The sequence below is a fragment of the Nocardioides salarius genome, assembly GCF_016907435.1.
In the GTDB taxonomy this organism is placed as follows: domain Bacteria; phylum Actinomycetota; class Actinomycetes; order Propionibacteriales; family Nocardioidaceae; genus Nocardioides; species Nocardioides salarius.
The window spans coordinates 900,835-926,940 of record NZ_JAFBBZ010000001.1 but is presented as its reverse complement, the minus strand read 5'-3'; the positions used below and the strand labels follow the sequence as shown (position 1 = coordinate 926,940).

At 73.0% G+C, this 26,106-nt stretch carries 24 protein-coding genes and 2 tRNA genes; 18 read left to right on the top strand and 8 right to left on the bottom strand.

Annotated elements, in window-relative coordinates; translation table 11 throughout:
• The first annotated feature begins 49 nt into the window (after positions 1 to 49).
• The 4 genes from JOE61_RS04485 to ettA all read left to right on the top strand — a co-directional run bounded on the left by JOE61_RS04485 (position 50) and on the right by ettA (position 5,827).
• Positions 50 to 1,747, top strand: coding sequence for a GTPase domain-containing protein (locus JOE61_RS04485; RefSeq protein WP_193668008.1), 1,698 nt, complete (start codon positions 50 to 52; stop codon positions 1,745 to 1,747).
• 74 nt (positions 1,748 to 1,821) lie between these two features.
• Positions 1,822 to 3,468 carry a GTPase gene (locus JOE61_RS04480; RefSeq protein ID WP_193667804.1) on the top strand — a complete coding sequence of 549 codons (1,647 nt, stop codon included), beginning with the start codon at positions 1,822 to 1,824 and terminating at the stop codon, positions 3,466 to 3,468.
• Positions 3,469 to 3,650: 182 nt separating this feature from the next.
• The gene (locus JOE61_RS04475) at positions 3,651 to 4,091 is read left to right on the top strand and encodes a single-stranded DNA-binding protein (RefSeq protein ID WP_193667805.1); all 441 of its coding nucleotides are present in this window, start codon (positions 3,651 to 3,653) and stop codon (positions 4,089 to 4,091) included.
• 53 nt (positions 4,092 to 4,144) lie between these two features.
• Complete coding sequence (gene ettA, locus JOE61_RS04470; RefSeq protein ID WP_193667806.1) at positions 4,145 to 5,827, top strand: energy-dependent translational throttle protein EttA; 1,683 nt, start codon at positions 4,145 to 4,147, stop codon at positions 5,825 to 5,827.
• 24 nt (positions 5,828 to 5,851) lie between these two features.
• On the opposite strand, the gene JOE61_RS04465 is transcribed toward ettA, so the two are convergent.
• Both JOE61_RS04465 and JOE61_RS04460 read right to left on the bottom strand, forming a co-directional pair.
• Positions 5,852 to 6,367 (bottom strand): MarR family winged helix-turn-helix transcriptional regulator, encoded by a 516-nt coding sequence (locus JOE61_RS04465; RefSeq protein ID WP_307822805.1) that lies wholly within the window; start codon positions 6,365 to 6,367, stop codon positions 5,852 to 5,854.
• 115 nt (positions 6,368 to 6,482) lie between these two features.
• On the bottom strand, positions 6,483 to 7,697 hold the full coding sequence (locus JOE61_RS04460) for an acetyl-CoA C-acetyltransferase (RefSeq protein ID WP_193667808.1): 1,215 nt from the start codon (positions 7,695 to 7,697) through the stop codon (positions 6,483 to 6,485).
• A gap of 100 nt (positions 7,698 to 7,797) precedes the next feature.
• On the opposite strand from JOE61_RS04460, the gene JOE61_RS04455 reads away from it, so the two are divergent.
• Positions 7,798 to 8,682, top strand: coding sequence for an acyl-CoA thioesterase (locus tag JOE61_RS04455; protein WP_193667809.1), 885 nt, complete (start codon positions 7,798 to 7,800; stop codon positions 8,680 to 8,682).
• A gap of 4 nt (positions 8,683 to 8,686) precedes the next feature.
• On the opposite strand, the gene JOE61_RS04450 is transcribed toward JOE61_RS04455, so the two are convergent.
• Entirely contained in the window at positions 8,687 to 9,058 is a 372-nt protein-coding gene (locus JOE61_RS04450) for a globin (RefSeq protein ID WP_193667810.1), read from the bottom strand.
• Positions 9,055 to 10,110, bottom strand: coding sequence for a mechanosensitive ion channel family protein (locus JOE61_RS04445; RefSeq protein WP_193667811.1), 1,056 nt, complete (start codon positions 10,108 to 10,110; stop codon positions 9,055 to 9,057). Before JOE61_RS04445 ends, JOE61_RS04450 begins: the two co-directional genes overlap by 4 nt.
• Positions 10,111 to 10,234: 124 nt before the next feature.
• On the opposite strand from JOE61_RS04445, the gene JOE61_RS04440 reads away from it, so the two are divergent.
• Both JOE61_RS04440 and JOE61_RS04435 read left to right on the top strand, forming a co-directional pair.
• Positions 10,235 to 10,609 (top strand): hypothetical protein, encoded by a 375-nt coding sequence (locus tag JOE61_RS04440; RefSeq protein ID WP_193667812.1) that lies wholly within the window; start codon positions 10,235 to 10,237, stop codon positions 10,607 to 10,609.
• On the top strand, positions 10,596 to 10,982 hold the full coding sequence (locus JOE61_RS04435) for a DUF5130 family protein (RefSeq protein WP_193667813.1): 387 nt from the start codon (positions 10,596 to 10,598) through the stop codon (positions 10,980 to 10,982). Before JOE61_RS04440 ends, JOE61_RS04435 begins: the two co-directional genes overlap by 14 nt.
• A 67-nt stretch (positions 10,983 to 11,049) precedes the next feature.
• Here JOE61_RS04435 and pepN read toward each other — a convergent pair whose 3' ends face one another.
• A complete protein-coding gene (gene pepN, locus JOE61_RS04430; protein WP_193667814.1) occupies positions 11,050 to 13,599 on the bottom strand; it encodes an aminopeptidase N in 2,550 nt (849 codons plus the stop codon).
• Between the two features lie 259 nt (positions 13,600 to 13,858).
• Between pepN and JOE61_RS04425 the strand changes: the two genes are divergently transcribed.
• Together JOE61_RS04425 and JOE61_RS04420 are read left to right on the top strand one after the other, a co-directional pair.
• Complete coding sequence (locus JOE61_RS04425) at positions 13,859 to 15,430, top strand: CHAP domain-containing protein (RefSeq protein ID WP_193667815.1); 1,572 nt, start codon at positions 13,859 to 13,861, stop codon at positions 15,428 to 15,430.
• 28 nt (positions 15,431 to 15,458) lie between these two features.
• On the top strand, positions 15,459 to 16,079 hold the full coding sequence (locus JOE61_RS04420) for a mycothiol-dependent nitroreductase Rv2466c family protein (RefSeq protein ID WP_193667816.1): 621 nt from the start codon (positions 15,459 to 15,461) through the stop codon (positions 16,077 to 16,079).
• A 13-nt stretch (positions 16,080 to 16,092) separates the two neighbouring features.
• On the opposite strand, the gene JOE61_RS04415 is transcribed toward JOE61_RS04420, so the two are convergent.
• Complete coding sequence (locus JOE61_RS04415) at positions 16,093 to 17,370, bottom strand: DUF2254 domain-containing protein (RefSeq protein WP_193667817.1); 1,278 nt, start codon at positions 17,368 to 17,370, stop codon at positions 16,093 to 16,095.
• Between the two features lie 73 nt (positions 17,371 to 17,443).
• On the opposite strand from JOE61_RS04415, the gene JOE61_RS04410 reads away from it, so the two are divergent.
• Positions 17,444 to 18,628 (top strand): N-acetylmuramoyl-L-alanine amidase, encoded by a 1,185-nt coding sequence (locus JOE61_RS04410; RefSeq protein ID WP_193667818.1) that lies wholly within the window; start codon positions 17,444 to 17,446, stop codon positions 18,626 to 18,628.
• 54 nt (positions 18,629 to 18,682) lie between these two features.
• Here the strand turns inward: JOE61_RS04410 and JOE61_RS04405 are convergent, their stop codons facing one another.
• Positions 18,683 to 19,372 carry a GOLPH3/VPS74 family protein gene (locus JOE61_RS04405; protein ID WP_193667819.1) on the bottom strand — a complete coding sequence of 230 codons (690 nt, stop codon included), beginning with the start codon at positions 19,370 to 19,372 and terminating at the stop codon, positions 18,683 to 18,685.
• 70 nt (positions 19,373 to 19,442) lie between these two features.
• Between JOE61_RS04405 and metG the strand changes: the two genes are divergently transcribed.
• Positions 19,443 to 21,239, top strand: a complete 1,797-nt coding sequence (gene metG, locus JOE61_RS04400; RefSeq protein ID WP_193667820.1) for a methionine--tRNA ligase — start codon at positions 19,443 to 19,445, stop codon at positions 21,237 to 21,239.
• Positions 21,240 to 21,273: 34 nt separating this feature from the next.
• Here metG and JOE61_RS04395 read toward each other — a convergent pair whose 3' ends face one another.
• Positions 21,274 to 21,633 (bottom strand): DUF2568 domain-containing protein, encoded by a 360-nt coding sequence (locus JOE61_RS04395; RefSeq protein WP_193667821.1) that lies wholly within the window; start codon positions 21,631 to 21,633, stop codon positions 21,274 to 21,276.
• 87 nt (positions 21,634 to 21,720) lie between these two features.
• Between JOE61_RS04395 and JOE61_RS04390 the strand changes: the two genes are divergently transcribed.
• The 7 genes from JOE61_RS04390 (at position 21,721) to JOE61_RS04360 (ending at position 26,065) form a co-directional block, all read left to right on the top strand.
• Positions 21,721 to 22,290: an LURP-one-related/scramblase family protein gene (locus JOE61_RS04390; RefSeq protein WP_193667822.1), complete on the top strand. Its 570-nt coding sequence runs from the start codon at positions 21,721 to 21,723 to the stop codon at positions 22,288 to 22,290.
• Between the two features lie 9 nt (positions 22,291 to 22,299).
• Entirely contained in the window at positions 22,300 to 23,184 is an 885-nt protein-coding gene (locus JOE61_RS04385) for an alpha/beta hydrolase (protein ID WP_193667823.1), read from the top strand.
• Between the two features lie 36 nt (positions 23,185 to 23,220).
• On the top strand, positions 23,221 to 23,742 hold the full coding sequence (locus JOE61_RS04380; RefSeq protein ID WP_193667824.1) for a ribose-5-phosphate isomerase: 522 nt from the start codon (positions 23,221 to 23,223) through the stop codon (positions 23,740 to 23,742).
• Entirely contained in the window at positions 23,735 to 24,583 is an 849-nt protein-coding gene (locus JOE61_RS04375) for an Fpg/Nei family DNA glycosylase (protein ID WP_193667825.1), read from the top strand. Before JOE61_RS04380 ends, JOE61_RS04375 begins: the two co-directional genes overlap by 8 nt.
• A 26-nt stretch (positions 24,584 to 24,609) precedes the next feature.
• Positions 24,610 to 25,713: a PP2C family protein-serine/threonine phosphatase gene (locus JOE61_RS04370; protein WP_227491397.1), complete on the top strand. Its 1,104-nt coding sequence runs from the start codon at positions 24,610 to 24,612 to the stop codon at positions 25,711 to 25,713.
• Between the two features lie 158 nt (positions 25,714 to 25,871).
• Positions 25,872 to 25,945: transfer RNA gene (locus tag JOE61_RS04365), tRNA-Gly, on the top strand.
• 47 nt (positions 25,946 to 25,992) lie between these two features.
• A tRNA-Pro gene (locus JOE61_RS04360) sits at positions 25,993 to 26,065 on the top strand.
• Positions 26,066 to 26,106: the final 41 nt, after the last annotated feature.

The following is a 26,106-nucleotide window of genomic DNA, read 5'->3' as shown; positions in this document are numbered from 1 at the left end:
CGCCAGCCCCGACGGCCCTGGTGGCCCCACCGGGGTCGACGACGCGCAGATGCTCACCGCGCTGGTGCGCCTGCGCGGCGCCCTCCAGGCCGCGACCCTGCCCCTCGACCTCCCCGGGGTCGAGGAGGTGCGCGCCTCGCACCAGGAGATGGTCGACCAGCTCGAGGACTACGTCATCCCGCGGGTGATGACCATCGACGCGCCGCTGCTGACCGTGGTGGGCGGCTCGACCGGGGCCGGCAAGTCGACCCTGGTCAACTCCCTCGTCGGGCGCAGGGTCACCGAGCCGGGCGTGCTGCGCCCCACCACCCGCTCCCCGGTGCTGGTGCACCATCCCGACGACGGGCACTGGTTCGGCCAGGACCGGCTGCTGCCCGACCTGCGTCGCGTCGAGCACTCGACCAACGACCCCGACGCGCTGCAGCTGGTGCCCTCCGACACCGTGCCGCAAGGGCTGGCGATCCTCGACGCCCCCGACGTCGACTCCGTCGAGGAGCGCAACCGCACCCTGGCCGCCCAGCTGCTGGCCGCCGCCGACCTGTGGCTCTTCGTCACCTCGGCCGCGCGCTACGCCGACCAGGTGCCGTGGGGCTTCCTCAAGCAGGCCGCGGACCGCTCGACCGCCGTCGCGGTCGTGCTCGACCGCACGGCCCCCGACGCCGTGCAGACCGTCTCGACCCACCTGGCCCGGATGCTGGCCTCGCGCGGGCTGAAGGACTCCCCGCTGTTCGTGGTCAACGAGGGGACCGTCGACGAGGCCGGGCTGCTGCCGGCCGGACACGTCGCCGACGTGCGGGGCTGGCTGGAGTCGCTGGCCTCCGACGCCGGCGCCCGGGCGGCGGTGGTCAAGCAGACCCTCGACGGCGCGATTCGCAGCATCACCCACCACGTGCACCCCGTGGCCGACGCGGCCGCCGTGCAGGTGGGCGCCGCGGCGACGCTGCGTGAGGAGGCCGACCGGGCCTACGAGCGCGCGGTCGCCGACGCCGTGCGCGCCACCGCCGACGGCACCCTCCTGCGTGGCGAGGTGCTGGCGCGGTGGCAGGAGTTCGTCGGCACCGGCGAGCTGTTGAAGTCGCTCGAGAACCGCGTCGGCTGGCTGCGCGACCGGGTGGTCAACGCGGTCAAGGGCAAGCCGCAGCAGGCCGAGCGGGTCACCGTGGCGGTCGAGTCGGGCCTCGAGCTGCTCATCCTCGAGCACGCCGAGCAGGCCGCCGAACGGGCCGAGGCCGCCTGGCAGCAGCACGCCGCCGGCGTGGGTCTGCTGGCCCAGGCCGGTCCCGACATCGGGCGCGCCTCGCGCGAGCTGCGGCGACGGGCCGAGCGTGCGGTGCGCGACTGGCAGGGCGACGTGCTCGAGCTGGTCAAGGCCGAGGGGGCCGACAAGCGCTCCACCGCCCGGTTCCTGGCCTTCGGGGTCAACGGCCTCTCGGTCGCGCTGATGGTCGTCGTCTTCACCCACACCGCCGGTCTCACCGGGGCCGAGGCGGGCATCGCCGGCGGGTCGGCGGCGCTGGGCCAGAAGCTGCTCGAGGCCGTCTTCGGCGACCAGGCCGTGCGCGGCCTGGCCGAGCGGGCCCGCGGGATGCTCGAGGAGCGCATCACGGCCCTGCTCGACAGCGAGCGCGAGCGCTTCACCTCACTCGTCGACGCGCTGGGCCTGGCGCCCGACGCCGCCGAGCAGCTGCGGCAGGCGGCGCGTCGCGTCGACGACGTCCGCTTCGCGGCCGCACCACGGCAGGGCTGAGCCCTGACCACCACACGGCTGGAGCGGCACCCTAGGGTGTCGCCCAGCACTGACCGCACGCTGAGTGGGAGATCATGACGTCCTTGCTCGAGGGGGCCAAGAAGCTGGTCACCCGTGGGACCGACACCGGCGCCCGCATCGAGGGGCTCGCGACCGCCGCCGAGGCGGCCCGTGGGCGGCTCGACGACGCCCTGGTCGGCGACGCCGAGAAGGTCGTCGACCGGGCCACCAGCCGGCTGCGACTCTCAGCCGGCCACACGGTGGTCGCCATCGCCGGGGCGACGGGGTCGGGCAAGTCCTCGACCTTCAACGCCCTCACCGGCCTCGAGCTGTCGGCGGTCGGCGTACGCCGCCCGACCACCTCGTGGGCCACCGCCTGCGTGTGGGGCAGCGACGGCGCCGGTGAGCTGCTCGACTGGCTCGGCATCCCCCCGCGCCACCAGACCACGCGCGACTCGATGCTCGACACCCGACGCGAGTCGCAGGCGCTCGAGGGCGTCGTGCTCCTCGACCTGCCCGACCACGACTCCACCGAGGTCTCCCACCACCTCGAGGTCGACCGCCTGGTCGCCCTGGCCGACATGCTGGTGTGGGTCCTGGACCCGCAGAAGTACGCCGACGCGGCGATCCACGACCGCTACCTCGCGCCGCTGAAGACCCACGAGGGCGTCATGGTGGTGGTGCTCAACCACATCGACACGGTGCCGGCCGACGGGCGTGAGGCCATGCTCGCCGACGTCCGCCGCCTGCTGGAGGCCGACGGCCTCGGCCGGGTGCCGGTGATCGGCGTCAGTGCTCGCCAGGGCATCGGCCTCGACGAGCTGCGTGGCGAGATCGAGTCGCGGGTGCGGGCCAAGAAGATGACCGCCGAGCGGATCGAGTCCGACGTGCGGGCGGCCGCCGCCCGCCTCCAGGAGGCCGGCGGCGACGCACCGACGCGGGCCCTGTCCGACCAGCGGGTCCGTGCGCTGCAGGACGCCTTCGCCGAGGCGGCGGGGGTGCCGACCGTGGTGGAGGCCGTCGAGCGCTCGACGCGGTTGCGGGCCGGACGCGCCACCGGCTGGCCGCTCGTGTCGTGGGTGGGCCGGCTGCGCCCCGACCCGCTGAAGAGGCTGCAGCTCGACCTGGGCGGCTCCGCCAAGGCGCTGCGCGGGGCCGAGAGCGCGGTGCCCGGGACGACCTCGGTGCAGCGTGCCCGCGTCGACTCCGAGGTGCGTGCGCTGGCCGACGACACGACCCAGGGGCTCGGGCGCCCGTGGGCCGACGCCGTGCGCCGGGCCTCGGTGCAGCGCCTCCCCGAGATCGGCGACCGCCTCGACGACGCCCTGCGCGGGGTCGACCTGCAGGCCTCCCGCATCCCGGTCTGGGCCGGGGTGGTGCGGGTGCTGCAGTGGGTCCTGGTGGTGGCCGCCCTGCTCGGCGCCGCGTGGACCGTCGCGACCGCGCTGTCCGGCACGCTCGACGACACGCCGGTGTACGCCGGTGTCGCGCTCCCGCTCATCCTGCTGCTCGGCGGCGTCGGGCTCGGGGTGCTGCTGGCACTGGTGTGCCGCGGCCTGGTCGCCGGCACCGCCCGGCGCCGGGCATCGGTGGCCGACACCCGGCTGCGCGAGGCCGTCGGCGCGGTGGCGCACGAGCTGGTCGTCAGCCCGGTCGAGGCCGAGCTCGAGGCCTACACCCGGGCCCGCGGGGGTCTCTCCAAGGCGCTCGCCACGCGCTGAGCGTCCTGCCTCCCGGCCCGTCTCGAGGCCACTGTGCGTGCACAGGGCGCCGCTCGCGCCACGTGCGTGCACCGGCCGCCGACCACGGGCGCCGCGACCCGGCGGGCCGGCCCAGAGTGGTCGTGCCGCGGACGCACCGTCCCGGCGGGAGCGCCCGGCACCGGGCAGGAGGGCAGGACGACATGCTCAACGAGACGACCGTGACGCTGCAGGGCTGGCTGGGCGGCGACGTGACCGTGCGCGACGCGGCCGGCAGCGCGGTGGCCAGCTTCCGGGTGGCCACCACGCCCCGTCGCTTCCATCGCGGTACGGGGGAGTGGGTCGACGGCGTCACCCAGTGGTACACCGTCAACGCCTGGCGCACGCTGGCCCAGACCTGCGCCTCCTCGCTGCGGCGCGGCGACCCGGTGGTGGTCCACGGCCGGCTGCTGCCGCGGGTCTGGACCAACCAGGCGGGTGTCGAGGTGACCACCATCGAGGTCGACGCCGTCCTGGTCGGCCACGACCTGACCAGGGGCACCTCGGTCTTCACCCGCACGCCACGCCAGCGCTCCACGGACCCCGCGGGCACGGTGGCGCAGGAGGCGCCGGGCGCGGGCGACGTCGGTCACGCGGCGGCCTGAGCCGGGGGGACCCAGGGGAGCCGTCGGGCCGCGGAGCAACTACGCTCGGCGGCATGGCGGAATATGTCTTCACACTGCGCAACGTGCGCAAGGCCCACGGCGACAAGGTCGTCCTCGACAACGTCACCCTCTCGTTCCTGCACGGCGCCAAGATCGGCGTGGTGGGCCCCAACGGCACCGGCAAGTCGTCGCTGCTGAAGATCATGGCCCAGCTCGACCACGCCAACAACGGCGACGCGATCCTCGACCCCGGCGCGACGGTCGGCATGCTCCAGCAGGAGCCCCCGCTGACCGAGGGCCGCACCGTGCTCGAGAACGTCGAGGAGGCCGTCGCCGAGACCAAGGCCAAGATGGCGCGGCTCGACGAGCTCTACATGATGATGGGCGACCCCGACGCCGACCAGGACAAGGTGGCCAGCGAGGCGGGCGACCTGCAGAGCGAGCTCGACGCGGCCAACGTCTGGGACCTCGACAGCCGTCTCGACCAGGCGATGGACGCGCTGCGCTGCCCGCCCGCCGACGCGCTGGTCGACAACCTGTCCGGTGGTGAGCGACGCCGGGTGGCGCTGTGCAAGCTGCTGCTCGAGCAGCCCGACCTGCTGCTCCTCGACGAGCCCACCAACCACCTCGACGCCGAGTCGGTGCAGTGGCTCGAGGGCCACCTGGCCAACTACCCCGGCGCCGTCCTGGCCGTCACCCACGACCGGTACTTCCTCGACAACGTCGCCCAGTGGATCCTCGAGCTCGACCGGGGACAGGCGCACCCCTACGAGGGCAACTACTCCACCTACCTGGAGACCAAGAAGGACCGGCTCAAGGTCGAGGGCCAGAAGGACGCCAAGCGCGCCCGGATGCTCGAGAAGGAGCTGGAGTGGGTCCGCTCCAACCCCAAGGCCCGCCAGGCCAAGAGCAAGTCGCGCCTGGCCCGCTACGAGGAGATGGCGGCCGAGGCCGACCGGATGCGCAAGATCGACACCTCCGAGATCAACATCCCGGCCGGGCCGCGGCTGGGCGACGTGGTGCTCGAGGCCAAGAACCTGACCAAGGGCTTCGAGGGCCGCACCCTCATGCACGACCTGTCGTTCTCGCTGCCGCGGGCCGGCATCGTGGGCGTGATCGGCCCCAACGGCGTCGGCAAGACCACGCTGTTCCGGATGATCACCGACCAGGAGGAGCCCGACTCGGGCGAGCTCAACGTCGGCAAGACCGTCAAGATCTCCTACGTCGACCAGAGCCGCGGCGGCCTCGACGCCACCAAGAACGTGTGGGAGGTCGTCTCCGACGGCCTCGACTTCATCAAGGTCGCGAACTTCGAGATGAACTCGCGTGCCTACGTGGCCTCCTTCGGGTTCAAGGGGCCCGACCAGCAGAAGAAGGCCAACGTGCTCTCCGGTGGTGAGCGCAACCGTCTCAACCTGGCGCTGACCCTGAAGATGGGTGGCAACCTGCTGCTGCTCGACGAGCCGACCAACGACCTCGACGTCGAGACCCTGTCCTCGCTCGAGGACTCGCTGCTCGACTTCCCCGGGTGCGCCGTGGTCACCTCGCACGACCGCTGGTTCCTCGACCGCGTGGCCACCCACATCCTCGCCTGGGAGGGCGACGACGAGGACCCGGCCCGCTGGTTCTGGTTCGAGGGCAACTTCGCCTCCTACGAGGAGAACAAGATCGAGCGCCTGGGCGCCGAGGCGGCCCGCCCGCACCGCGTGACCCACCGGCGCCTGACGCGCGACTGAGGCAGCAGGACGGCGGCCGGGACCTCAGGGTCCCGGCTGTCGCATCTCCATCTCGGGGTGGCAGGCGACCAGGGCGTCGGCCACGGCGTTCATCGCCCGGCCCAGGGCGGCCAGGTCGTCGGGATCGACCCGGTCGATGAAGTGCTCGCGCACACCGGTCACGTGCATCGGCGCGATCTGCTCGAGGAGCTGACGACCCGACGGGGTCAGCCAGCACACGATGCCGCGGCCGTCCTCGGGCGAGGTGCGCCGCTCGACCAGCCCGGCCTTCTCCATGCGGGCCACGGTGTGGGTGACCCGGCTCCGGCTGTGCGCCAGCGCGTCGGCCAGCTGGGCCATCCGCAGGCGGCCCTCGCGCTCCGAGAGCCGCACCAGGATCTCGTACTCGGTCAGGGAGAGCCCGCAGTCGCGCCGCAGCTCGTCGTCGAGGCGGTCGAACAGCAGTGTCGAGCCCATCACCAGCCCGCGCCAGGCGTGCTGCTGGTCGGCGTCGAGCCATCGGCCGGTGACGCGGCTGGGGGAGGTCTCGGTGCTGGTCACGCCCGTCATCCTAGTGCCGCCTCGGCGCCCAGCGGCACACCCCAGGACGGCCGCGACCCCCGGCACCACGGTGCCGGGGGTCGCGCCTGAGCAGGTGGGAAGTGCGAGCGAGGGCTCAGAGACGCTCGAGGATCAGCGCCATGCCCTGGCCGCCGCCCACGCACATGGTGATCAGCCCGGTCGTCTTGTCGTGCCAGTCCAGGCTGTTGAGCATCGTGTTCTGCAGGCGGGCCCCGGTCATGCCGAAGGGGTGGCCCACGGCGATGGCGCCACCGTTGACGTTGAGGCGGTCGAGGTCGATGCCGAGGTCCTGGTAGGACGGCACGACCTGTGCCGCGAAGGCCTCGTTGATCTCGACCAGGTCGATGTCGCCGATGCTCATGCCGGCGTGCTTGAGCGCGTTGCGGGTCGCCTCGACCGGGCCCAGGCCCATGATCTCGGGGGACAGGCCGCTGACACCGGTCGAGACGATGCGGGCCAACGGCGTGAGGCCCAGCTCGGCGGCCTTGGTGTCGCTCATGACGACCACGGCGGCGGCGCCGTCGTTGAGCGCGCAGCAGTTGCCGGCGGTGACCACGCCGTCGGGGCGGAAGACCGGCTTGAGGTCCTTGAGCGCGTCGTAGGTGACCCCGGCGCGCGGGCCGTCGTCGGTGGAGACGACCGTGCCGTCGGGCAGGGTCACCGGGGTGATCTCGCGGGCCCAGAAGCCGTCGTTGATCGCCTTCTCCGCCAGGTTCTGGCTGCGCACGCCGAACTCGTCGAGCTCCTTGCGGTCCAGCCCGCGCATCCGCGCGACGTTCTCGGCGGTCTGGCCCATCGCGATGTAGACGTCGGGCAGCTGGCCGTTCTCGCGGGGGTCGACCCAGTCCTGGCCGCCCTCGGCCATCTTGTCGGTGCGCGCCTTGGCATCGTCGAAGAGGTGGTTGTGGGTGTCGGGCCAGTGGTCGGAGGTGCCCTTGGCGAAGCGGGAGACGGTCTCGACGCCCGAGGAGATGAAGACGTCGCCCTCCCCGGCCTTGATCGCGTGGAAGGCCATCCGGGTGGTCTGCACCGAGGAGGAGCAGTAGCGCGTGATCGTCGCGCCGGGCACGTCGTCCATGCCGTTGAGCACGTTGACGACGCGTGCCAGGTTGTTGCCGGACTCGCCGCCGGGCAGGCCCACGCCCATGTAGTGGTCGTCGATGCTGCTGGGGTCGAGCGCCGGCACCTTGTCGAGGGCGGCCTTGATGATGGTCGCGCTCAGGTCGTCGGGACGCAGGTCCTTGAGCGAGCCCTTGTTGGCGCGCCCGATGGGCGAGCGGGCGGTGGAGACGATGACTGCCTCAGGCATGGATGGAGACCGGCTCTCTGTTCGGGAACGATGAGTCGCGCCCACCCTAGTCGAGCCCCGGGGGCCGCGGACGGCATGACCGTTCTGGCACGATCACGACGTGCGACATCGCTACGAGTGCCCGGTGCGCTGGGCCGACCTCGACCTGCTCGGCCACGTCAACAACGTCGTCTACGTCGACTACCTGCAGGAGGCGCGCGTCGACATGATGCGCCACCACCGCGGCGGGGCCCCGGCCCAGCAGTCGGCGCAGGCCCTGGTCGAGGGGCTCGTCGTGGTGCGCCACGAGGTCTCCTACCGCGCGCCGCTGACCTTCCGCTTCGGGTCCGTGAGCATCGAGTGCTGGGTGGTGCGGGTCCGCGCGGCCAGCTTCACGATGGCCTACGAGATCTTCGACGAGCACGACGACGGCAGCCGCACCGTCTACCTGCGGGCCACCACCGTCCTGACGCCCTTCGTCTTCAGCCACGAGCGGCCCCGCCGCCTGAGCGCCGAGGAGCGCGAGGCGCTCGCGGCCTACGTCGAGGACGCCGAACCGGGGGAGCGGGTGGTCGCCGGGCCGGCGCACCGCGAGGAGGTCGGGCACTACCCGGTGCGGGTCCGCTTCAGCGACGTCGACGTCTACGGCCACGTCAACAACGTGCGCTACTTCGAGTACCTGCAGGAGGCCCGGATCGCGCTGATGTCGCGGCTGTGGCCGAGCCCGGGTGACGCGAGCCGGACCAGCATGGTGGTCGCGCGCGCCGAGGTCGACTACCGGGTGCCGATCCTGCACCGGGAGGCGGCGTACGACGCGTGGTCGTGGGTCAGCCACGTCGGCACGACGTCGACGGTGGTCGAGAGCGAGATCTGCGACGGCGACGCCGTGCTGGCGCGGGCCCGGGTGGTGCTGGTCTTCGTCGACCCGGGATCGGGTCGGGCCCGGCCGCCGGCCCCCGAGCAGCGCGAGGCGCTGGAGGCCATGCTGGGCCGCGCCGCCGGGTAGCGGTTCAGTCGAGGGTGTTGACCATGAACTGGGCCGCGTGGGTGACGTAGTCCCAGAACGTCTGGCGCTGCTCCTCGGTCAGGTCCGCCTCGTCGAGCGCGGCCCGGAAGTGCATCAGCCAGTGGTCGCGCGCCTCGGGGTTGACCGCGAACGGCGCGTGCCGCATCCGCAGGCGGGGGTGCCCGCGGGCGTCGGAGTACGTCGTGGGCCCGCCCCAGTACTGCATGAGGAACAGCGCGAAGCGGTCCTCGGCGGGGGCGAGGTCCTGCTCGGGGTACATCGGGCGCAGCACCTCGTCGTCGCGCACGCCCTCGTAGAAGCGGTGCACGATCGCCCGGATCGTGGCCTCGCCCCCGATCTCGTCGTAGAACGTCACCGGCCCATCCTCCCGTTCGTGCCCGCGGTGTCCTCCGCCGGCTGGTCCCCGGCCGCGTCACGCTCGTCACGGTGCCAGACCACCCGCTGCGGGAAGGGGATCTCGATGCCCTCGATGTCGAAGCGGGCCTTGATGCGCTGACGCATCTCGCGGGCCACGCCCCACTGCAGGCCCGGGGCGGTCTTGAGGGCCACGCGCACGGCGATCCCGTCGGCGCCCAGGTCCTGCACGCCCCAGACCGAGGGCTCCTCGAGCACCTTGCCCTTGAAGTCCTCGTCGTCCCACAGGTCGTGCGCGACGTCCTGCAGCACCCGGCTGACCTTGACCAGGTCGGAGTCGTAGGCGACCGAGACGTCGAGCACGGTGCGTGCCCAGTTCTGGCTCATGTTGCCCACCCGGGCGATCTCGCCGTTGCGGACGTACCAGACGGTGCCGTTGATGTCGCGCAACCGGGTCACGCGCAGGCTCACCGCCTCCACGGTGCCGATGGCCTCGCCGAGGTCGATCTCGTCGCCGACGCCGTACTGGTCCTCGAAGATCATGAAGACGCCCGAGAGGAAGTCGGTGACCAGCGACTGGGCGCCGAAGCCCACGGCCAGGCCCACGATGCCGGCGCTGGCGATGATCGGGGCGATGTTGACGCCGATCTCGCTGAGCACCATCGTGCCGACGATCGCGAGCACCAGGCCGGTGATGATGCTCTTGAGCAGGCTGCCCATCGTCTTGGCGCGCTGGACCCGGCGGGTGGCGTTGCGCGCCTCGTGGGCGGCCTCCACCTTGGCCGCGCGTCCGCGGCGGAAGCGGTTGACCTGGTCGGGCAGCACGCCGTCCTCGGCGCGGGAGACGATGCGGTCGACCACCCGGTGCAGGACCCAGCGCAGGACGAGGCCGAAGAGGATGAGCCCCAGCACGGCCATCGGCTTGCCGATGAGCAGGTCGGCGATGTTGGCGAGCTTGTTGCTGCCGGTCCAGTCCTTGACCAGCGTGCAGACCTGCTCGGTGTCGTCGCAGCGACCCTTGATCAGCGAGGAGAGCGAAACCAGGGGAACCATGCCCGCCAGTCAAACAGGTGCCCGGCCACGACCCCCAACCCTGCGCGTGTCGACCGGGTCACGTCGAGCGGGCGCCGGGGCGGGCGCGGTGCGGGCGCCGCGCCGGGAGCGATATCCTCGTGGGGTGACCACGCTGATCACCGCCTCCACCGTCCTCGCCCGCCGTGCCCGCACGCTGCTGCTCGCGCTCGGCGCGGCCGGCGCCGCGGTCGTGCTGAGCGCCGCCCCGGCCGCCGCCGACGTGCCCGAGGGCTGGTCCGACCCGGCCGCCGTCGACCCCCTCGGCTGGCTGCTGGTCCTGGTCGGGCTGCCGGTGCTGGGCGTGCTCGTCCTGACCGCGCTGGTCTACGGCCCGCCGCTGGCCCGTGGCGAGCGGGTGGCCCCCGGCGCCCCGGCCGTCGAGAACCAGTGGATCGGCGGCCCGCGCCGCGCCACCGGCGAGCTGGCCGGCCCCGATGGCGACGACTCGCAGGCGGGTGGCTCCAGTGCCCGCTGGTGACCCCTTCACCTCCGCCGAGCACGCCGCGCTCGACGCGACGATCCGTCGCGCCGAGCAGCTGTGCCGCATGGAGTTCTCGATCTTCGTCGGCAACGCCGAGGGCGAGCCCCGCGACTTCGCCACCAGCCTGCACAACACGCTGGTGGCGCCCTCGCGCAGCATCCTCGTCATGGTCGACCCGACCCGCCGGGTGCTGGAGATCGTGACCGGCGCCTACGTGCGGCGCACCCTCACCGACCGCGAGGTCGAGCTGGCCGCGCTGCACATGCAGCAGGACTTCGCCACGGGCGACCTCGCCGGTGGCCTGCGCCGCGGCATCGAGATGCTCGCCGAGCACGCGCGGCCCCCGCGCACCCTGCACGCCAAGGCCTGAGCCCCGCACGACGTACGACGAGGGCCCCCGGAGCACTGCTCCGGGGGCCCTCGTCGTGGTGCGTGCCTCAGCGGCGGGCGTCGCGCTCCTGGGCGGCCAGGGCGCGCAGCACGTCGGCGCGGCCCTCGAGCACGTAGCGCTGGGCGGCGGCGGGGGCCTCGGTGCTGGCGAGCCAGTTGTCGACCTTCTCCACCAGCTCGGCGCTGGCCAGCGGGCTGGGGAAGATGTAGTTGAGCACGGTCGAGGCGCGGTGGGTGCCCAGGTGGTCCCAGAGGGTCTCGGCCGCCTCGAGGTACTTGTCGACGTACGGCGCGAGCACCTCCTCCTGGCCCTCGCGCATGAACGAGAACACGATCGAGCGCGCGGTCTCGTTGGGCACGTCGGTGCGCTCGACGGCCAGCTCCCAGGCCTCGGCCTTCGCGGCCGCGTCGGGGCGCGCCGCGCGCGCGGCGGCGGCGTGCTCCTGGCCCGAGATCGTCGCGTCGCCGGCCAGCTCGTCGTCGATGCGCGAGCCGGCCCGGCCCGCCGCGGCCAGCGAGGTCACCAACGACCAGCGCAGGTCCTGGTCGACGCTGAGCCCCTCGATCTCCCAGGTGCCGTCGAGCAGCCCGGCGACCTCGTCGAGGGCGCGCTCGCCGTGCGCCGCCGCGGCGTACGAGCGCACGAAGGTGAGCTGCTGGTCGCTGCCGGGCTCGGCGGCCAGCGCGAGCTCGCGCAGCCCGCTCTCCCAGCGCTCGAGCAGCGCCGCCCGGCCCGCCGGTGCGGAGTACGCCGATGCCGCGGTGGCGGCCGTGCTCGGGATCCGGCTCACGCCCCAGGGGTCGGTCTCGCTGCCGATGTTGGCCAGCACCAGCTCGACGTAGTCGGTGGCGGCCATCTCGGCGTCGCGGGTCATGTCCCACGCGGCACCCCAGACCAGGGCGCGGGCCAGCGAGTCGTCGAGGCGTGACAGCCCGCCGATGGCGGTGGCCAGCGAGCGCTCGTCGAGGCGGATCTTGGCGTAGGTCAGGTCGGCGTCGTTGAGCAGCAGCAGGTCGGGCTGCGCCTCGCCGGCGAGCTCGGAGATGTCGGTGAGCTCGCCCTCCACGTCGGTCTCGACGTAGCGGGTGCGCACCAGGCGCCCCTCGACCTCGTTGTAGAGGCCGATGCCGATGCGGTGGCGACGCAGCTGCGGCCAGTCGGGGTGGGCGCCCTGGCGCACCGCGAGCCGGGTGTAGCGACCCTCGGCGTCGAGGTCGAACTCGGCGCTCAGGGTGTTGACCCCCGCGGTCTGCAGCCACTCCTTCGCCCAGCCGGCGAGCTCGCGGCCCGACGACTTCTCCAGCGCGGCGAGCAGGTCGGCGAACTCGGAGCTGCCGTAGGCGAAGTCCTTGAAGTACTGCTGCAGCCCCCCGAGGAAGTCGTCGAGGCCGACCCAGGCCACCAGCTGCTTGAGCACCGAGGCGCCCTTGGCGTAGGTGATCATGTCGAAGTTGACCTCGACGGCCTGCAGGTCGTGGTTGTCGGCCGCGATGGGGTGCGTGCTGGGCAGCTGGTCGGCGCGGTAGCCGGTCTGCTTGCGCGCGTTGGCGAAGCCGGTCCAGGAGTCGGTGAACTCGGTGGCCTCGACCTCGGCGTGGTAGCAGGCCCACTCGGCGAAGGACTCGTTGAGCCACAGGTCGTCCCACCACTTCATGGTGACCAGGTCGCCGAACCACATGTGCGCCATCTCGTGCAGGATCACCGAGCAGCGGAACTCGTAGAACGAGCGCGGCTGGCGCGAGCGGGGCAGGTACTCGTCGCGCAGCGTCACGGCGCCGGCGTTCTCCATCGCGCCCATGTTGTACTCCGGCACGTAGAGCTGGTCGTACTTGCCGAACGGGTAGGGGAAGTCGAAGGCCTCCTCGAAGAAGGCGAAGCCCTGCTTGGTGATCGTCAGGACGTCCTCGAGGTCGCGCTCGAGGTACTCCACCAGCGACTGGCGGCAGTAGTGGCCCAGCGGGATGGTGCCGTGCGTGCCCTCGTAGACGTCCTGGACCTCGTGGTACTCACCGGCGATCAGCGCGGTGATGTAGGTCGACATCGGCTTGGTGGGTTCGAACTCCCACACGGCGCGGCCGTCGCCCAGGGCCTGCGGCTCGGGGGTGGGGGAGTTGGAGACGACCTTCCAGTCCTGGGGTGCGGTGACCCGGAAGGTGAAGACCGACTTGAGGTCGGGCTGCTCGAAGGTCGTGTAGACGCGCCGGGCGTCGGGGACCTCGAACTGCGAGTAGAGGTAGACCCGGTCGTCGGCCGGGTCGACGAAGCGGTGCAGGCCCTCACCGGTGTGGGAGTAGGTGCAGTCGGCGCGCACGACCAGCGTGTTCTCCGCGGCCAGGTCGTCGAGGGCGATCCGGCTGTCGGCGTACGCCGTCGCGGGGTCGAGGCTGCGCCCGTTGAGGGTGATCTCGTGCACGGTGGCGTCGACGAGGTCGGCGAAGGTCGCCGCCCCCGGCTCGCTGCACGTGAAGGAGAGCGTGGTCGTGGAGGCGAAGGTCTTCTCGCCCGTCGTGAGGTCCAGGTCGATGGAGTACGACGTGACGTCCAGGAGGGCGGCGCGGGTGGCGGCCTCGTCCCGGGTGAGATTGGTTCCAGGCATGGCGCGATCATCGCACCGCGCGGGCTGACGGCGACAACCAGATACCTGGAGGGGTCTGCTGCATACCTGCTGCGTGCCTGCTGGGGTGCTTGAGGCCTGGTGCGACCGATGTGACTGAAGTGAAAAAAATCGAGACAACCGGCGTGTCGGTGCTTGACGTGGGGTTTAATCCCCACTCGTGATGATGACTCGGGAAGCGTCGCGTGCTGGGACCAGGAGTCCGGCCGGGCGCCTGGTGGGCCTGCTCGTCAGTCTGGCCGTGAGCCTGGTCGTGCTGCCCGCGGTGCCGGCCCACGGCTACTCCACCTACCTGTGCACCGGCTACGTGTCGTGCCAGGACAAGGGCTACTCGCACGCCGGCTACCGCACGGCCGGCCAGCAGATGTGGTGGCGGATGTACGCCGGGCACAACTGCACCAACTACGTGGCCTACCGGCTGGTGCAGAACGGCATGTCCCCCGAGCGGCCCTGGTCGGGCAGCGGCAACGCCACCAACTGGGGCTACGCCATGTCGCACCTGGTCGACGACGTGCCGGTGGTCGGCTCGGTGGCCTGGTGGAAGGCGAACGTGCCCGGCGCCGGGTCCGCGGGCCACGTGGCCTACGTCGAGCAGGTCGTCTCGCCGACGGAGATCATCGTCTCGGAGGACTCATGGGGCGGCGACTTCCACTGGCGGCGCATCACCACCTCCGGCTCGGGCTGGCCCAGCGGCTTCATCCACTTCCGCGACCAGCAGGTCGAGGCCGAGGAGGCTCCCGTCATCACCGGCGACGTCGCCGTCGGCGAGACCCTGCAGGCGACCACCGGCAGCTGGCGGCCCGCGGGCACCACGAGGCTGCAGTGGTACGCCGGCAACAACCCGGTGCCCGGCGCGGACCAGCCGACCTTCACCCCGACCGCGGCGCAGCGGCGCGCCCGGCTCTCGGTGTCGGTGGTGGCGACGAAGAAGGGCTACGCCGACGGCACCGCCACCTCCTCGCGCACCCGCAAGGTCAAGCCCGGCACCCTGACCACCCTCAGCGCGCCCGCCGTCAGCGGCACCGCGCAGGTCGACCAGGTCCTCACCGCCACCCGCGGCAGCTACGGCCCGACGCCCGAGCAGACCTCGCTGCAGTGGTACGCCGACGGGTCACCCGTGGCGGGAGCCACCACGGCCCGCCTGCGGCTGACCCCCGAGCTGGTCGACGCCACCGTGGAGGTCCGCGAGAGCGCCGCCCTCGACGGCTACCGCACGAGCACGGCGGCGGTCCCGGCCGGCCGCGTCGCGCCGGGCGTGCTCACCGTCTCCGACCCGTTCACGCTGTCGGGCAAGGCCCGCCTGGGCAAGACGCTCGAGGTCGCGCCCGGCACCTTCGCCCCGGCCGACGCCGAGGTCACCTACACCTGGCGCCGCGACGGCCAGGCCGTCTCCGGCTCGGCGGTCGGCGCCGGCGGTCGGCGCTACTCGCTGGGCGAGGGCGACGTGGGCCGCACCGTCGAGGTGCTGGTCGAGGTCGCGCGGCCGGGCTACGAGACGCACACGGCGCTGCTCGGCACCGGCGGGCCGGTCACCACGCGCTCGACGATGCTGGTCGAGGCCACGGGGCGCAGGCACAAGGTGGTCGCCGACGTGGCGGTCTCCGCGCTCGGCGTCCAGGCTCCGGGACCGGGTGGCACGGTGCACCTGTTCATCGGTGACCGGGTGCGCAGCGCCGAGCTCGACGGCGGGGCGGCACGGCTGCGTCTGGCGCGCCTCGACCCGGGCACCCACCGCGTGCGCGTCGTCTACGAGGGCACCGACGTGGTCCGTCGCTCCCGGCAGGTGCTGCGGGTCGAGGTCCCGGGGGAATAGCGCGACGGGGGAGGTGATTGAAACGTCCATGACCTCCCAGACCGTTCCCACGTCCACGGCCGACTTCTGGTTCGACCCGCTGTGCCCCTTCGCCTGGATCACCTCGCGGTGGATCCTCGAGGTGGAGCAGGTGCGTGACATCGAGGTCTCCTGGCACGTGATGAGCCTGTCCTACCTCAACGAGGGCAAGGACGTGCCCGAGGAGTATCGCGAGGCGCTCGAGAAGGGCTGGGGCCCGGTGCGGGTCGCGATGGCGACCTGGCAGCGCCACGGCCAGGACCAGCTGCTGCCGCTCTACTCCGCGATGGGCACCCGCATCCACGACCAGGGCCGGGGCGCCGAGCGCGACGTGGTCGTCGAGGCGCTCGACGAGGTCGGGCTCCCGGCCGCGCTGATCGAGGCCTGGGACGACGCGTCGTACGACGACGCCATCCGCGCCTCGCACCACGAGGGGATGGACCAGGTCGGCGACGAGGTCGGCACCCCGACCATCGCCATCGACGGCACCGCCTTCTTCGGGCCGGTCATGACGTCGATCCCGCGGGGCGAGGAAGCCGGCAAGGTCTGGGACGGCGCGGTGCTGATGGCCGGCTACCCCTACTTCTTCGAGCTCAAGCGCTCGCGCACGGCCGAGCTCGACTTCAGCTAGGCGGCAGCGCGCCTCAGCCCGCCGTGTCGAGCGCGGCGAGGCGGGACTGCTTGGCCTGCAGGGCCGTGCGGTGCTCGGGCGTCGCGTCGACCAGGAGGTCGTCGAGCATCGCGCGCAGCCGCCGGGGGACCTGGAGGCCGTCGTGGCCCCAGTGGGCGATCTCGTCGACGGCCAGGTCGAGCAGCTGCTCGAAGGTGGTCTCGCGGGTCACCAGGCGCGGCGTGCCCTCGTCGTCGACGTGCACCGGCCACGGGTCGGGCTCGGTGGCCAGGCGGTGCAGCAGGTCGTGCAGCTGGTCGACGGCCTGCACGGCGGTGGTCGGGTCGTTGATGCCGGGCGACAGCGCGCGCTCGGCGATGTCCACCAGCCGGCGCAGCCCGAAGGCCACGTCCTGCTGCAGCGAGCGCTCGCGGGCGAGGTCGACGTGGCGGTGCAGCAGCTGGTCCCAGTCGACGTCGCCGGAGCGGGCGCCGTGCACCACGGCGAGCGGGCGCGACTCCACCAGGAAGGTGCCCAGCGGGTGCAGCACCTCGATGCGCGCCCCGTGCTGGCGCGCCCGGGCGCACAGCTGGTCGACGTCGAGGGCGTCGAGGTAGCCGCTGCGCCGGGCCAGGACCACGTGCTGGTGGCCCAGGTCGGCCAGCTCCGGCCGTTCCTCGGGCAGGTCGCGGCGGGCCCCTCGGCCGCGCTGGAGCAGGTCGCGGGTCTCGCGCGCGCTGCGGTGCAGGATGTTGGAGATGCCGACCGAGGCGGTGATGTGGTTGATGAAGAGCAGGAACATCGCCACCGCGGCGACCACCAGCGCGAAGGCGAGGGTCACCGCCAGCTGGGGCACGGGGTCGTCGCCGGCGTCGGCCAGCGAGCGCAGCACCGTCAGGGCGTAGACGAACGTCGCGGTGAAGACGCCGAGCGTGTGCTGGGTGACGCGGTCCTGCAGGAAGGTCTGCAGCACCCGGGGCGAGAACTGGCTGCTGGCCAGCTGCAGCACCACCATCGTGTTGGAGAAGACCAGGCCGGTGACCGTGATCATCGCGCCCGCGATGCTCGACAGCACGCTGCGCGCGCCCTCGACGTCGCCGGGGAAGAGGAACGGCAGCAGGTCGGCCAGGCCGGTGGAGTCGAGCCTCGGGACGACGAGGCCGAGCGCGATCGCCCCGCCCGACCACAGCGCCGGCACCACCCAGAACGGGCGCACCGCCCGACGGGCCTGCCGACCCAGCCAGCTGCGTCCGGCCTGGTCGCCGGAGGGGGCCGCGGGGACGGGGGTGGGCCGGGTCCGTGGGGTGCTCACCGTCCCTTCCTACCGTGTACGCCGCTGCCGCGGGGGATCGACACTGTGGCTGCAGTGACGCATGATGTTGGTGATGTCTAGTCCACCGCTGCCGCGCCGCACCCTGGTCACCCGGGCCGCGGCCCTGTCGACCGTGCCCGCGATCGGTGCCCTGGCGGGGTGGGGCGCACCCGGCTCCGCGGCCGCCGAGACCACCAGGTCCGGTGGCGTCGCCAGCCACGAGATCGCCCTCGGCACCCAGCGCCTCCAGCGCAGCGGCGCGGGCCGGTGGGCCACCGGCCGCCTGGACACCGCGGCGTACCGGATGCTCGCGCTGACCTGGACCGGCAGGGCGCCCGGGCTGCGGGTGCGCACCCGCAGCGGCGGCCGCTGGTCGTCGTGGCAGGCGCTGCGGGTGCTGCACGACGGTCCCGACACCGGCAGTCGCGAGGACGCCGGGCGCCGGGGCACCGACCCGCTGTGGCTCCCCGAGGCCGACGGCGTCGAGGTGCTCGTGGTCGGACGGCGTCCCGGGGACCTGCACCTGGTGCTCCTCGACCCCGGCAGCCGGCCCGGTGACGCGCGGGCCCGGGCCTCGATCCCCGGGGGACGCAGCGGCGCGGCGCAGGAGGACTCCGACGAGCCCGCCCGCAAGAAGCCCCGGCGCTCGCCGCGGCCGCGGTTGCTCAGCCGCAAGGACTGGGGTGCCGACGGCTCGTGGCGCGACGGCAAGCCGGTGATGTGCCGCACCATCCAGCAGGTCCACGTGCACCACACCGCGAGCGGCAACGACTACAGCCGCGGCGACGTGCCCGCCATGATCCGCTCGATGTACCGCTACCACACCCAGTCCCTGGGCTGGTCCGACATCGGCTACAACTTCCTCGTCGACAAGTTCGGGCGCACCTGGGTCGGGCGGGCCGGCGGCCCGGGCAAGCCGGTGCGCGGCGCGCACACGCTGGGCTTCAACAACACGTCGGTGGGCGTGGCGGTCATCGGCAACTTCGAGACCAGCGGGGTCAGCGGCAAGGCGGTCACGGCCGTGGTCAAGCTGGCGGCCTGGAAGCTCGACAAGTACGGGCGCCGGCCCTCGGGCAGGGTCCGAGTCTACTCCACCGGCAGCGACAAGCACCCCAAGGGCTGGGTCCGGCTGCGCGTCATCGACGGCCACCGCGACACCAACGACACCGCCTGCCCGGGGCAGTCGCTCTACAAGAAGCTGCCCGCGATCCGCAGGCGCACCCGCAAGCGCGCCAAGAGGTACGGCGGGACCGGCTGAGCCCGGCTGAGCCCGGCTGGTGCTCGGCCGGCGACCCGCCCGGCCCCGGGCGGGTCAGCCTCCTGACGAGATGGCCGCCCCGACCGCGATCGAGGTGACGACCGCGGCGGTCGCGGCGCTGACCGCCCTGCGCACGGCCTCGGCCGCCCAGGCCCCCTCGGCGACCTCCTTGGCCCGGCGCCTGACCTGCCCCGCGCGGATCCCCTGGTGGTCGACGACCTTGTGGGCCCGGCCGGTCGCGTGCAGGAGCGCGACCAGCGCGGCGGTGCGCGGGTCGGGCTCGGCGCCGCCCACGAGGACCGCGGTGAGCGAGCGGCGTACGGCGTCCTCGTGGGAGCTGTCGCGCGCCGGCCAGCGGGTGCGGGGGAAGAGCCCCAGCACCTTGTCGCGGCGCACCTCGAGCACGCCCCGTCCGACCAGCCGCTCGACCAGCTGCTCCTTGACCCCCTTGCCGAGCCGCTGCACCAGGTCCTGCGGGGTGCGCTCCTTCTCGGCCACCGTGACCAGCGCGGCCTCCAGCAGCGGGTCGCGGGGCTGGGTGCCCGCGGGGCCGGCCCCCTGCGCGGTGGGCCGCACGACGTCGCCGGCCCAGCGTCGCGCGTGGACCTCGACGGCGTCGTCGAGGGCCAGCTCGAGCAGCAGCGCGCCGCCCAGCGCGGGCGCGGGGTCCGTGGTCGCGTCCAGCGCGCCCGACTCGTCGTCGAGCAGCAGGAGCAGCAGGTCCTCGGCCAGCAGCGTGGTCATGGTCTCCACGGTAGCCACGTGCGGGCACGCCGCCGACGGGCCGCGCGCCGCGCACTCCTAGGATTCCCCCATGAGCAGAGTCCTGTCGGCAGTCGCCTGGCCCTACGCCAACGGTCCGCGCCACATCGGCCACGTCGCCGGCTTCGGGGTGCCCTCCGACGTCTTCAGCCGCTACATGCGCATGGCGGGCCACGACGTGCTGATGGTCTCGGGCTCCGACGAGCACGGCACGCCCATCCTGATCGCCGCCGACGAGGCCGGGGTCACCCCCCAGGAGCTCGCCGACAAGAACCACCGGATCATCGCCGAGGACCTCGCCGCGCTGGGCTGCACCTACGACCTCTACACGCGCACCACCACGCCCAACCACCACGCGGTGGTGCAGGAGCTCTTCCTCGGCGTGCACGCCAACGGCTACTTCGTCGAGCAGACCACCCACGGCGCGATCTCGCCGTCGACGGGGCGCACCCTGCCCGACCGCTACATCGAGGGCACCTGCCCGATCTGCGGCGCCGGCGGCGCCCGCGGCGACCAGTGCGACACCTGCGGCAACCAGCTCGACCCCGCCGACCTCGTCGACCCGGTCTCGAAGATCAACGGCGAGACGCCCGAGTTCATCGAGACCCAGCACTTCTTCCTCGACCTGCCCGCGCTGGCCGAGGCACTGGGGGAGTGGCTCGACGAGCGCGAGGCGACCGGTCTGTGGCGGCCCAACGTCATCCGCTTCAGCCAGAACATCCTCAAGGAGATCCGGCCGCGGGCGATGACCCGCGACATCGACTGGGGCATCGCGGTCCCGCTCGACGGCTGGCGCGAGCAGCCGACGAAGAAGCTCTACGTCTGGTTCGACGCGGTCATCGGCTACCTCTCGGCCTCCATCGAGTGGGCCCGGCGCAGCGGCGACCCCGAGGCGTGGCGCCAGTGGTGGAACGACCCCGAGGCCCTGTCCTACTACTTCATGGGCAAGGACAACATCACCTTCCACTCCCAGATCTGGCCGGCCGAGCTGCTGGCCTACTCGGGCAAGGGCGACCACGGGGGCAGCACCCACGCCTACGGCGAGCTCAACCTGCCGACCGAGGTGGTCAGCTCGGAGTTCCTGACCATGGAGGGGCGCAAGTTCTCCTCCTCCAAGAAGGTCGTCATCTACGTGCGCGACCTGCTCAGCCGCTACCAGCCCGACGCGTTCCGCTTCTTCGTGGCCTCGGCCGGTCCCGAGAACCAGGACTCCGACTTCACCTGGGCCGAGTTCGTGCGCCGCACCAACGACGAGCTGGTCGCCGGCTGGGGCAACCTGGTCAACCGCACCGCCACGCTGATCGCCAAGAACTTCGGCGAGATCCCGGCCGCCGGGCCGCTGGAGCCGCAGGACGAGGAGGTGCTCGCGGTGGCCGAGGCCGCGTTCGCGACCGTGGGCGACCTGCTCGAGCGGCACCGGCTCAAGGCCGCCATCGGCGAGGCCATGCGCGCGGTCGGGGTGGTCAACAAGTACGTCTCCGACTCCGAGCCGTGGAAGCTCAAGGGTGAGGACCAGCGCGAGCGGCTGGCCACGATCCTGCACGTGGTCGCCCAGTGCGTCGCCGACCTCAACCTGGTGCTGGCGCCGTTCCTGCCGTTCTCGGCCAACGCCGTCGACCGGGCCCTCGGCGGCGCCGGCGAGGTGGCCCCGATGCCGCGCATCGAGGAGGTCGAGGACCTCGACGGCGGCCCCGGCTACCCGGTGATCACCGGCGACTACACCACCGCGCCGTCCTGGCAGCGCCACCCGATCGTGGTCGGCACCCCCGTCGACAAGCCCACCCCGGTCTTCACCAAGCTCGACCCCGCCGTGGCCGAGGAGGAGGTCGCCCGCCTCGCCGAGGCCTGAGGGCACGAGCAGTCACTTCTTCACCACCGAGCGGTCAGTCCCGCACCCCATCCGGGGTGCTGATCTGCTCCAGTCGAGCCCGTACGTCGGGTCGGCGCGCAGCCAGGTGCACGGCGGTCGCGAGGACACCGAGCACGCCACCGGCCACAGGGTGCCCGGTGCCGACCAGGGCGAGCACGGCACCGGTGAAGGCGAGCAGCTTGACGACGGGGGTCAGCACGGCGCCGCGCCACCGGGCCCTCGGCGAGGCGGTCGCTGCCCACAGGGAGACCACGAGCAGCGGCAGCAGCCACACCCACAGCCACCCGGGCGACAGCGCCCAGCCGAGCACGCCGTACGCCGCCCAGGCGAGCAGCTCGACCAGGAACAGCAGCGTCAGCACGGACCAGACCACGGGACCAGTCTGCGGCGTCCGGACCCGTGGGTGCGGAAGTGACTGGTCGGTGGTTAGAAAGTGACCGCTCGGGCGTAGGTTCGGGCCATGACCGCGGAGATGTACCTCCCCAGCTTCTACGTCAAGCAGAAGCTGGCGATGACCACCAACCGCTACGAGCTCGTCGCCGCCGAGCCCGACGGGGCGGAGGGCCGGCTGATGGGCCTGGCCCAGCAGAAGCGGCTGGCCTTCAAGGAGGAGGTCACCTTCTACGCCGACGAGTCCAGGGCCCGGCCGGTCTTCAGCTTCAAGGCCCGCAAGCGCGTCGACCTCAACGCCGGCTACGACGTGCTCGACGAGGGCCAGCGCCAGGTCGGCTTCTTCCGCAAGGACTTCGGGGCCAGCCTGCTGCGCTCGACCTTCCACGTCGAGGGTCCCGGCTACACCGGCACCGGCCAGGAGCGCAGCCAGCTCACCGCGCTGCTGCGCCGCGTCGCCGACATCCCGTTCCTCTCGATCCACTTCGACTTCACCACCCCCGACGGAGCGCCGCTGATGAGCGTGGAGCGCCAGTTCAAGCTGCGCGACCGCTACACCGTCACCGTGCCCGACGAGCGCGTCGACTTCCGGGTCGCCGCCGCCATCGCCGTGGGGCTCGACGCCCTGATGCAGCGCTGAGGAGACCGCGTGCTCTACCCCCAGTCCCGACGCTTCGTCGAGGCGGCCGCGCTGACGCCCAAGGTCTTCGAACCGGGCTTCGACATCGAGGAGTCGCGCCGCCAGGCCCGTGAGCTCGCCGCCGGGCTGCCCCGCGAGGACGTCGAGCAGGTCCTCGACGTCGACGCCGACGGGGTCCGCTGCCGGCTCTACCGGCCCCGCGACGCGCGCGAGGGCACCCTGGTGCACCTGCACGGCGGCGGCTTCGTCTTCCACGACATCGACGTCCACGACGCCGCGGCGCGCCGGCTGGCCAACCGCAGCGAGGTCACGGTGCTCAGCGTGGACTACCGCCGCCCGCCGGAGCACCGGTTCCCCGCGGCCCCCGACGACGTCGACACGGTGCTGGCCTGGCTGGCGCGCGAGGGCGCGGCGTACGAGCTGGAGGCGCCGCTCTACGTGCACGGCGACAGCGCGGGGGCCAACCTGGCCCTGGTGGCGGCGCTGCGCCACCCCGGGCGCTTCCGGGCGCTCGCGCTGGTCTACCCCTTCCTCGACCCCGAGGGCGCGTTCGAGAGCTACCGCACCGCCGCCGACGGCTTCGACCCGCGCGAGGCGCAGTGGTACTGGCAGCAGTACGCCGCCACCCCGGCCGACCTGGAGCACCCCGACCTGGCGCCGCTGCGCTCCGACCGGCTCTGGGCGCTGCCACCGACCCTGGTGACCACGGCCGAGCACGACCCGCTGCGCGACGAGGGCGAGCACCTGGCCGCGCTGCTGGCCGACGCCGGGGTCGCCGTGGTCGCGACCCGCTACCTGGGCCAGGTGCACGGCTTCTGGCGACACCCCGAGGTCTTCGACGCCGCCGAGCCGATGACCCGCCAGGTGGCGGCGTTCCTGGGCATGTACCCCTGAGCCGACCCGCTCGCCCGGCTCTGGGATGATCCCGCCATGCGCGTGCACCTGGGCTCCGACCATGCCGGACTCGACCTGAAGGCCCACCTCGTCGCCTGGCTCACCGAGCACGGCTACGAGCCGGTCGACCACGGCCCGTTCGTCTACGACGCCCTCGACGACTACCCCGTCTTCTGCCTGCGCGCCGCCGAGGCCGTGGCCCGCGAGCGCGCCGCCGGCCAGGACTCGATGGGCGTGGTGGTCGGTGGCTCCGGCAACGGCGAGCAGATGGCGGCCAACAAGGTCGAGGGCATCCGCTGCGCGCTGGCCTGGTCGGAGGAGACCGCGAAGCTCGCCCGCGACCACAACGACGCGCAGATGGTCTCTGTCGGCGGCCGGATGCACAGCCTCGACGACATGACCCGCTTCGTGGAGGTCTTCCTGGCCGAGCCGTTCAGCGGCGACGAGCGCCACGTGCGGCGCATCGGCCAGCTCGCGTCGTACGACGAGACGTCGGTGCTGCCGCCGCTGCCGGAGTCGGCGCGGGGCCTGGGTCCCGACGAGGGGACCGATGCCTGAGGGGCACACCCTCCACCGGCTCGCCGGGCACCTGGGCGCAGCGTTCGCCGGGCGGCGGGTCGCCGTCTCCAGCCCGCAGGGCCGCTTCGCCGAGGCGGCCGCCCAGCTCGACGGGGGCGTGCTCGAGCACGCCGAGGCGTGGGGCAAGCACCTCTTCCTCGCCTTCCCCGGTGAGCGCTGGGTGCACGTGCACCTGGGTCTCTACGGCAAGCTCGACGTGCACCCCGACGTCGAGGAGGTCCCCGACCCGGTGGGCCAGGTGCGGCTGCGGCTGGTCGCGGCCGACGCCGGCGGCCGGGCGTACGCCGACCTGCGCGGGGCCACCGCCTGCGAGCTGCTGACCGGGCCCCAGCGCGACGCGGTGCTCGAGCGCCAGGGACCCGACCCGCTGCGCGCCGACGCCGACCCCGACCGGGCGTGGGAGCGGATCCGCCGCAGCCGCACGCCGATCGGGGCGCTGCTGATGGACCAGTCGGTGCTGGCGGGCGTGGGCAACGTCTACCGCGCGGAGGTGCTCTTCCGGCACCGTCTCGACCCCCAGCGCCCCGGCCGCACGCTGCGGGTGGGCCAGTGGCGCGCCATGTGGGACGACCTGGTCGTGCTGATGACCGAGGGCGTGCGCACGGGGCGGATCGACACCGTGCGCCCCGAGCACGAGCCCGAGGCCATGGGGCGTGCGCCGCGCCGCGACGACCACGGCGGCGAGGTCTACGTCTACCGGCGCCACGGCCAGCCCTGCCTGGTCTGCGGTCGCGCGGTGCGCACCACCGAGATGGCCGGTCGCAACCTCTTCTGGTGCAGCCGTTGCCAGCCCACGTTCCGCTCCCGGGCTCTACGATGAGCCCGAACCCCGGCGAAGGACGGACCATGGACGCGGCGTTCGACCACTCCGACCCGGGGGCCGTGGCGACCGGGCTCGACCGGGTGCGCCTGATGTGGCGGCGGGGCCGGGTCCGCCAGTTCCGTACCGCCGCGCTGCTGTGCCTCCTGGCCGCCGCCCTGGTCGTCGGGGTGGCCCTGGCGCCGGCCGTCTTCCCGGTCACCGCGCTGATGGTGCCCCTGCTGCTGGGCAGCCTGGTGCTCAACCCGCGCCAGCTGCCGTGGTTCGTGGGCTGGATCGTCGCGATGGTCGTCGCCACGTTGGTCCTGCAGGCCGAGGTCACCAGCCGCATCGTGGCGGTGGCGGTGATCGAGGGGCTGATGGCGGCCATCGTGCTCGTCACCGCCCGCCGCCGCTCCAGCCTGGGCGTGGCCGGCAACACCGGCGAGTCGATGTTCGTCGACCTGCGCGACCGGCTGCTCAACCAGGGCGGCATCCCCGCCCTGCCGGCGGGCTGGCTCGTGGAGTCGGCGCTGCGCTCCGCCTCGGGCACGCCCTTCGCCGGGGACTTCCTGGTCGCCACGGTGCTCGCCGACGACACCCGCCTCGAGGTCGTGGTCGTGGACGTGTCCGGCAAGGGCGACGCCGCCGGCACCCGCGCGCTGCTGCTCTCGGGCGCGTTCGGCGGCATGCTCGGCGCCCTGGCGCCCGAGGACTTCCTGGAGGCCGCCAACGACTACCTGCTGCGCCAGGGCTGGGACGAGGGCTTCGCCACGGCCGTGCACCTCTCGCTCGACCTCGTGACCGGCGACTTCTCGGTGCGCAGCGCCGGCCACCCGCCGGCCGTCCAGCGCCACTCGGGGTCGGGCCGCTGGGGGGTGCTGCCGAGTGCCGGCCCGGTCCTGGGGCTGATCGAGGACGCCGAGTTCGAGGTCGCGCAGGGGGTGCTGGGTCCTGGTGACGCCGTGCTGCTCTACACCGACGGGATGGTCGAGCGCCCGCGCCGCGACATCGAGATGGGCCTGGACCGGATGCTGGGGCAGGCCGAGACGTTGCTGCACGGCAGCTTCGTGGGCTCGGCCGAGCGGCTGGTCGCCTCGCTGGGCTCACCCGACGACGACCGGGCCATGGTGGTCGTGCACCGGCGCTGATCGGGCCGGGGGCGGCGGCGCTGGTCGCGGTGGGCGGTCGGCGCCGGTTGTGGCCGCGGCCGCGGCGTGTGGCACGATTCGGTGGTCCAGGGGACCCGCACCTGCGCACCCACCGGCACCACGGTCCGGGGGTACACGGGGGCGGAGCCCCGGTGCGTGCGGATGTAGCTCAATGGTAGAGCCCCAGTCTTCCAAACTGGCTACGCGGGTTCGATTCCCGTCATCCGCTCCAAGGAGCCCCCGGCGGCCTCGCGACGCGAGCCGGAGGGGGCGCTTTGGCGGGGCGTAGCGTAGTGGCTAGCGCGCCTGCTTTGGGAGCAGGAGACCGCAGGTTCGAGTCCTGTCGCCCCGACGTCACACCACGAACCACCTGTGCCGACACCACCACCGAAC

Coding starts and splice junctions, on each gene's coding strand:
- JOE61_RS04420 (WP_193667816.1), top strand. CDS start 15,459: ATGACCTCCCAGACCGTTCCCACGTCCACGGCCGACTTCTGGTTCGAC.
- JOE61_RS04370 (WP_227491397.1), top strand. CDS start 24,610: ATGGACGCGGCGTTCGACCACTCCGACCCGGGGGCCGTGGCGACCGGG.
- JOE61_RS04475 (WP_193667805.1), top strand. CDS start 3,651: ATGCTCAACGAGACGACCGTGACGCTGCAGGGCTGGCTGGGCGGCGAC.
- JOE61_RS04380 (WP_193667824.1), top strand. CDS start 23,221: ATGCGCGTGCACCTGGGCTCCGACCATGCCGGACTCGACCTGAAGGCC.
- JOE61_RS04405 (WP_193667819.1), bottom strand. CDS start 19,372: ATGACCACGCTGCTGGCCGAGGACCTGCTGCTCCTGCTGCTCGACGAC.
- JOE61_RS04445 (WP_193667811.1), bottom strand. CDS start 10,110: ATGGTTCCCCTGGTTTCGCTCTCCTCGCTGATCAAGGGTCGCTGCGAC.
- JOE61_RS04460 (WP_193667808.1), bottom strand. CDS start 7,697: ATGCCTGAGGCAGTCATCGTCTCCACCGCCCGCTCGCCCATCGGGCGC.
- JOE61_RS04485 (WP_193668008.1), top strand. CDS start 50: ATGCTCACCGCGCTGGTGCGCCTGCGCGGCGCCCTCCAGGCCGCGACC.
- pepN (WP_193667814.1), bottom strand. CDS start 13,599: ATGCCTGGAACCAATCTCACCCGGGACGAGGCCGCCACCCGCGCCGCC.
- JOE61_RS04390 (WP_193667822.1), top strand. CDS start 21,721: ATGACCGCGGAGATGTACCTCCCCAGCTTCTACGTCAAGCAGAAGCTG.
- metG (WP_193667820.1), top strand. CDS start 19,443: ATGAGCAGAGTCCTGTCGGCAGTCGCCTGGCCCTACGCCAACGGTCCG.
- ettA (WP_193667806.1), top strand. CDS start 4,145: ATGGCGGAATATGTCTTCACACTGCGCAACGTGCGCAAGGCCCACGGC.
- JOE61_RS04375 (WP_193667825.1), top strand. CDS start 23,735: ATGCCTGAGGGGCACACCCTCCACCGGCTCGCCGGGCACCTGGGCGCA.
- JOE61_RS04480 (WP_193667804.1), top strand. CDS start 1,822: ATGACGTCCTTGCTCGAGGGGGCCAAGAAGCTGGTCACCCGTGGGACC.
- JOE61_RS04410 (WP_193667818.1), top strand. CDS start 17,444: ATGTCTAGTCCACCGCTGCCGCGCCGCACCCTGGTCACCCGGGCCGCG.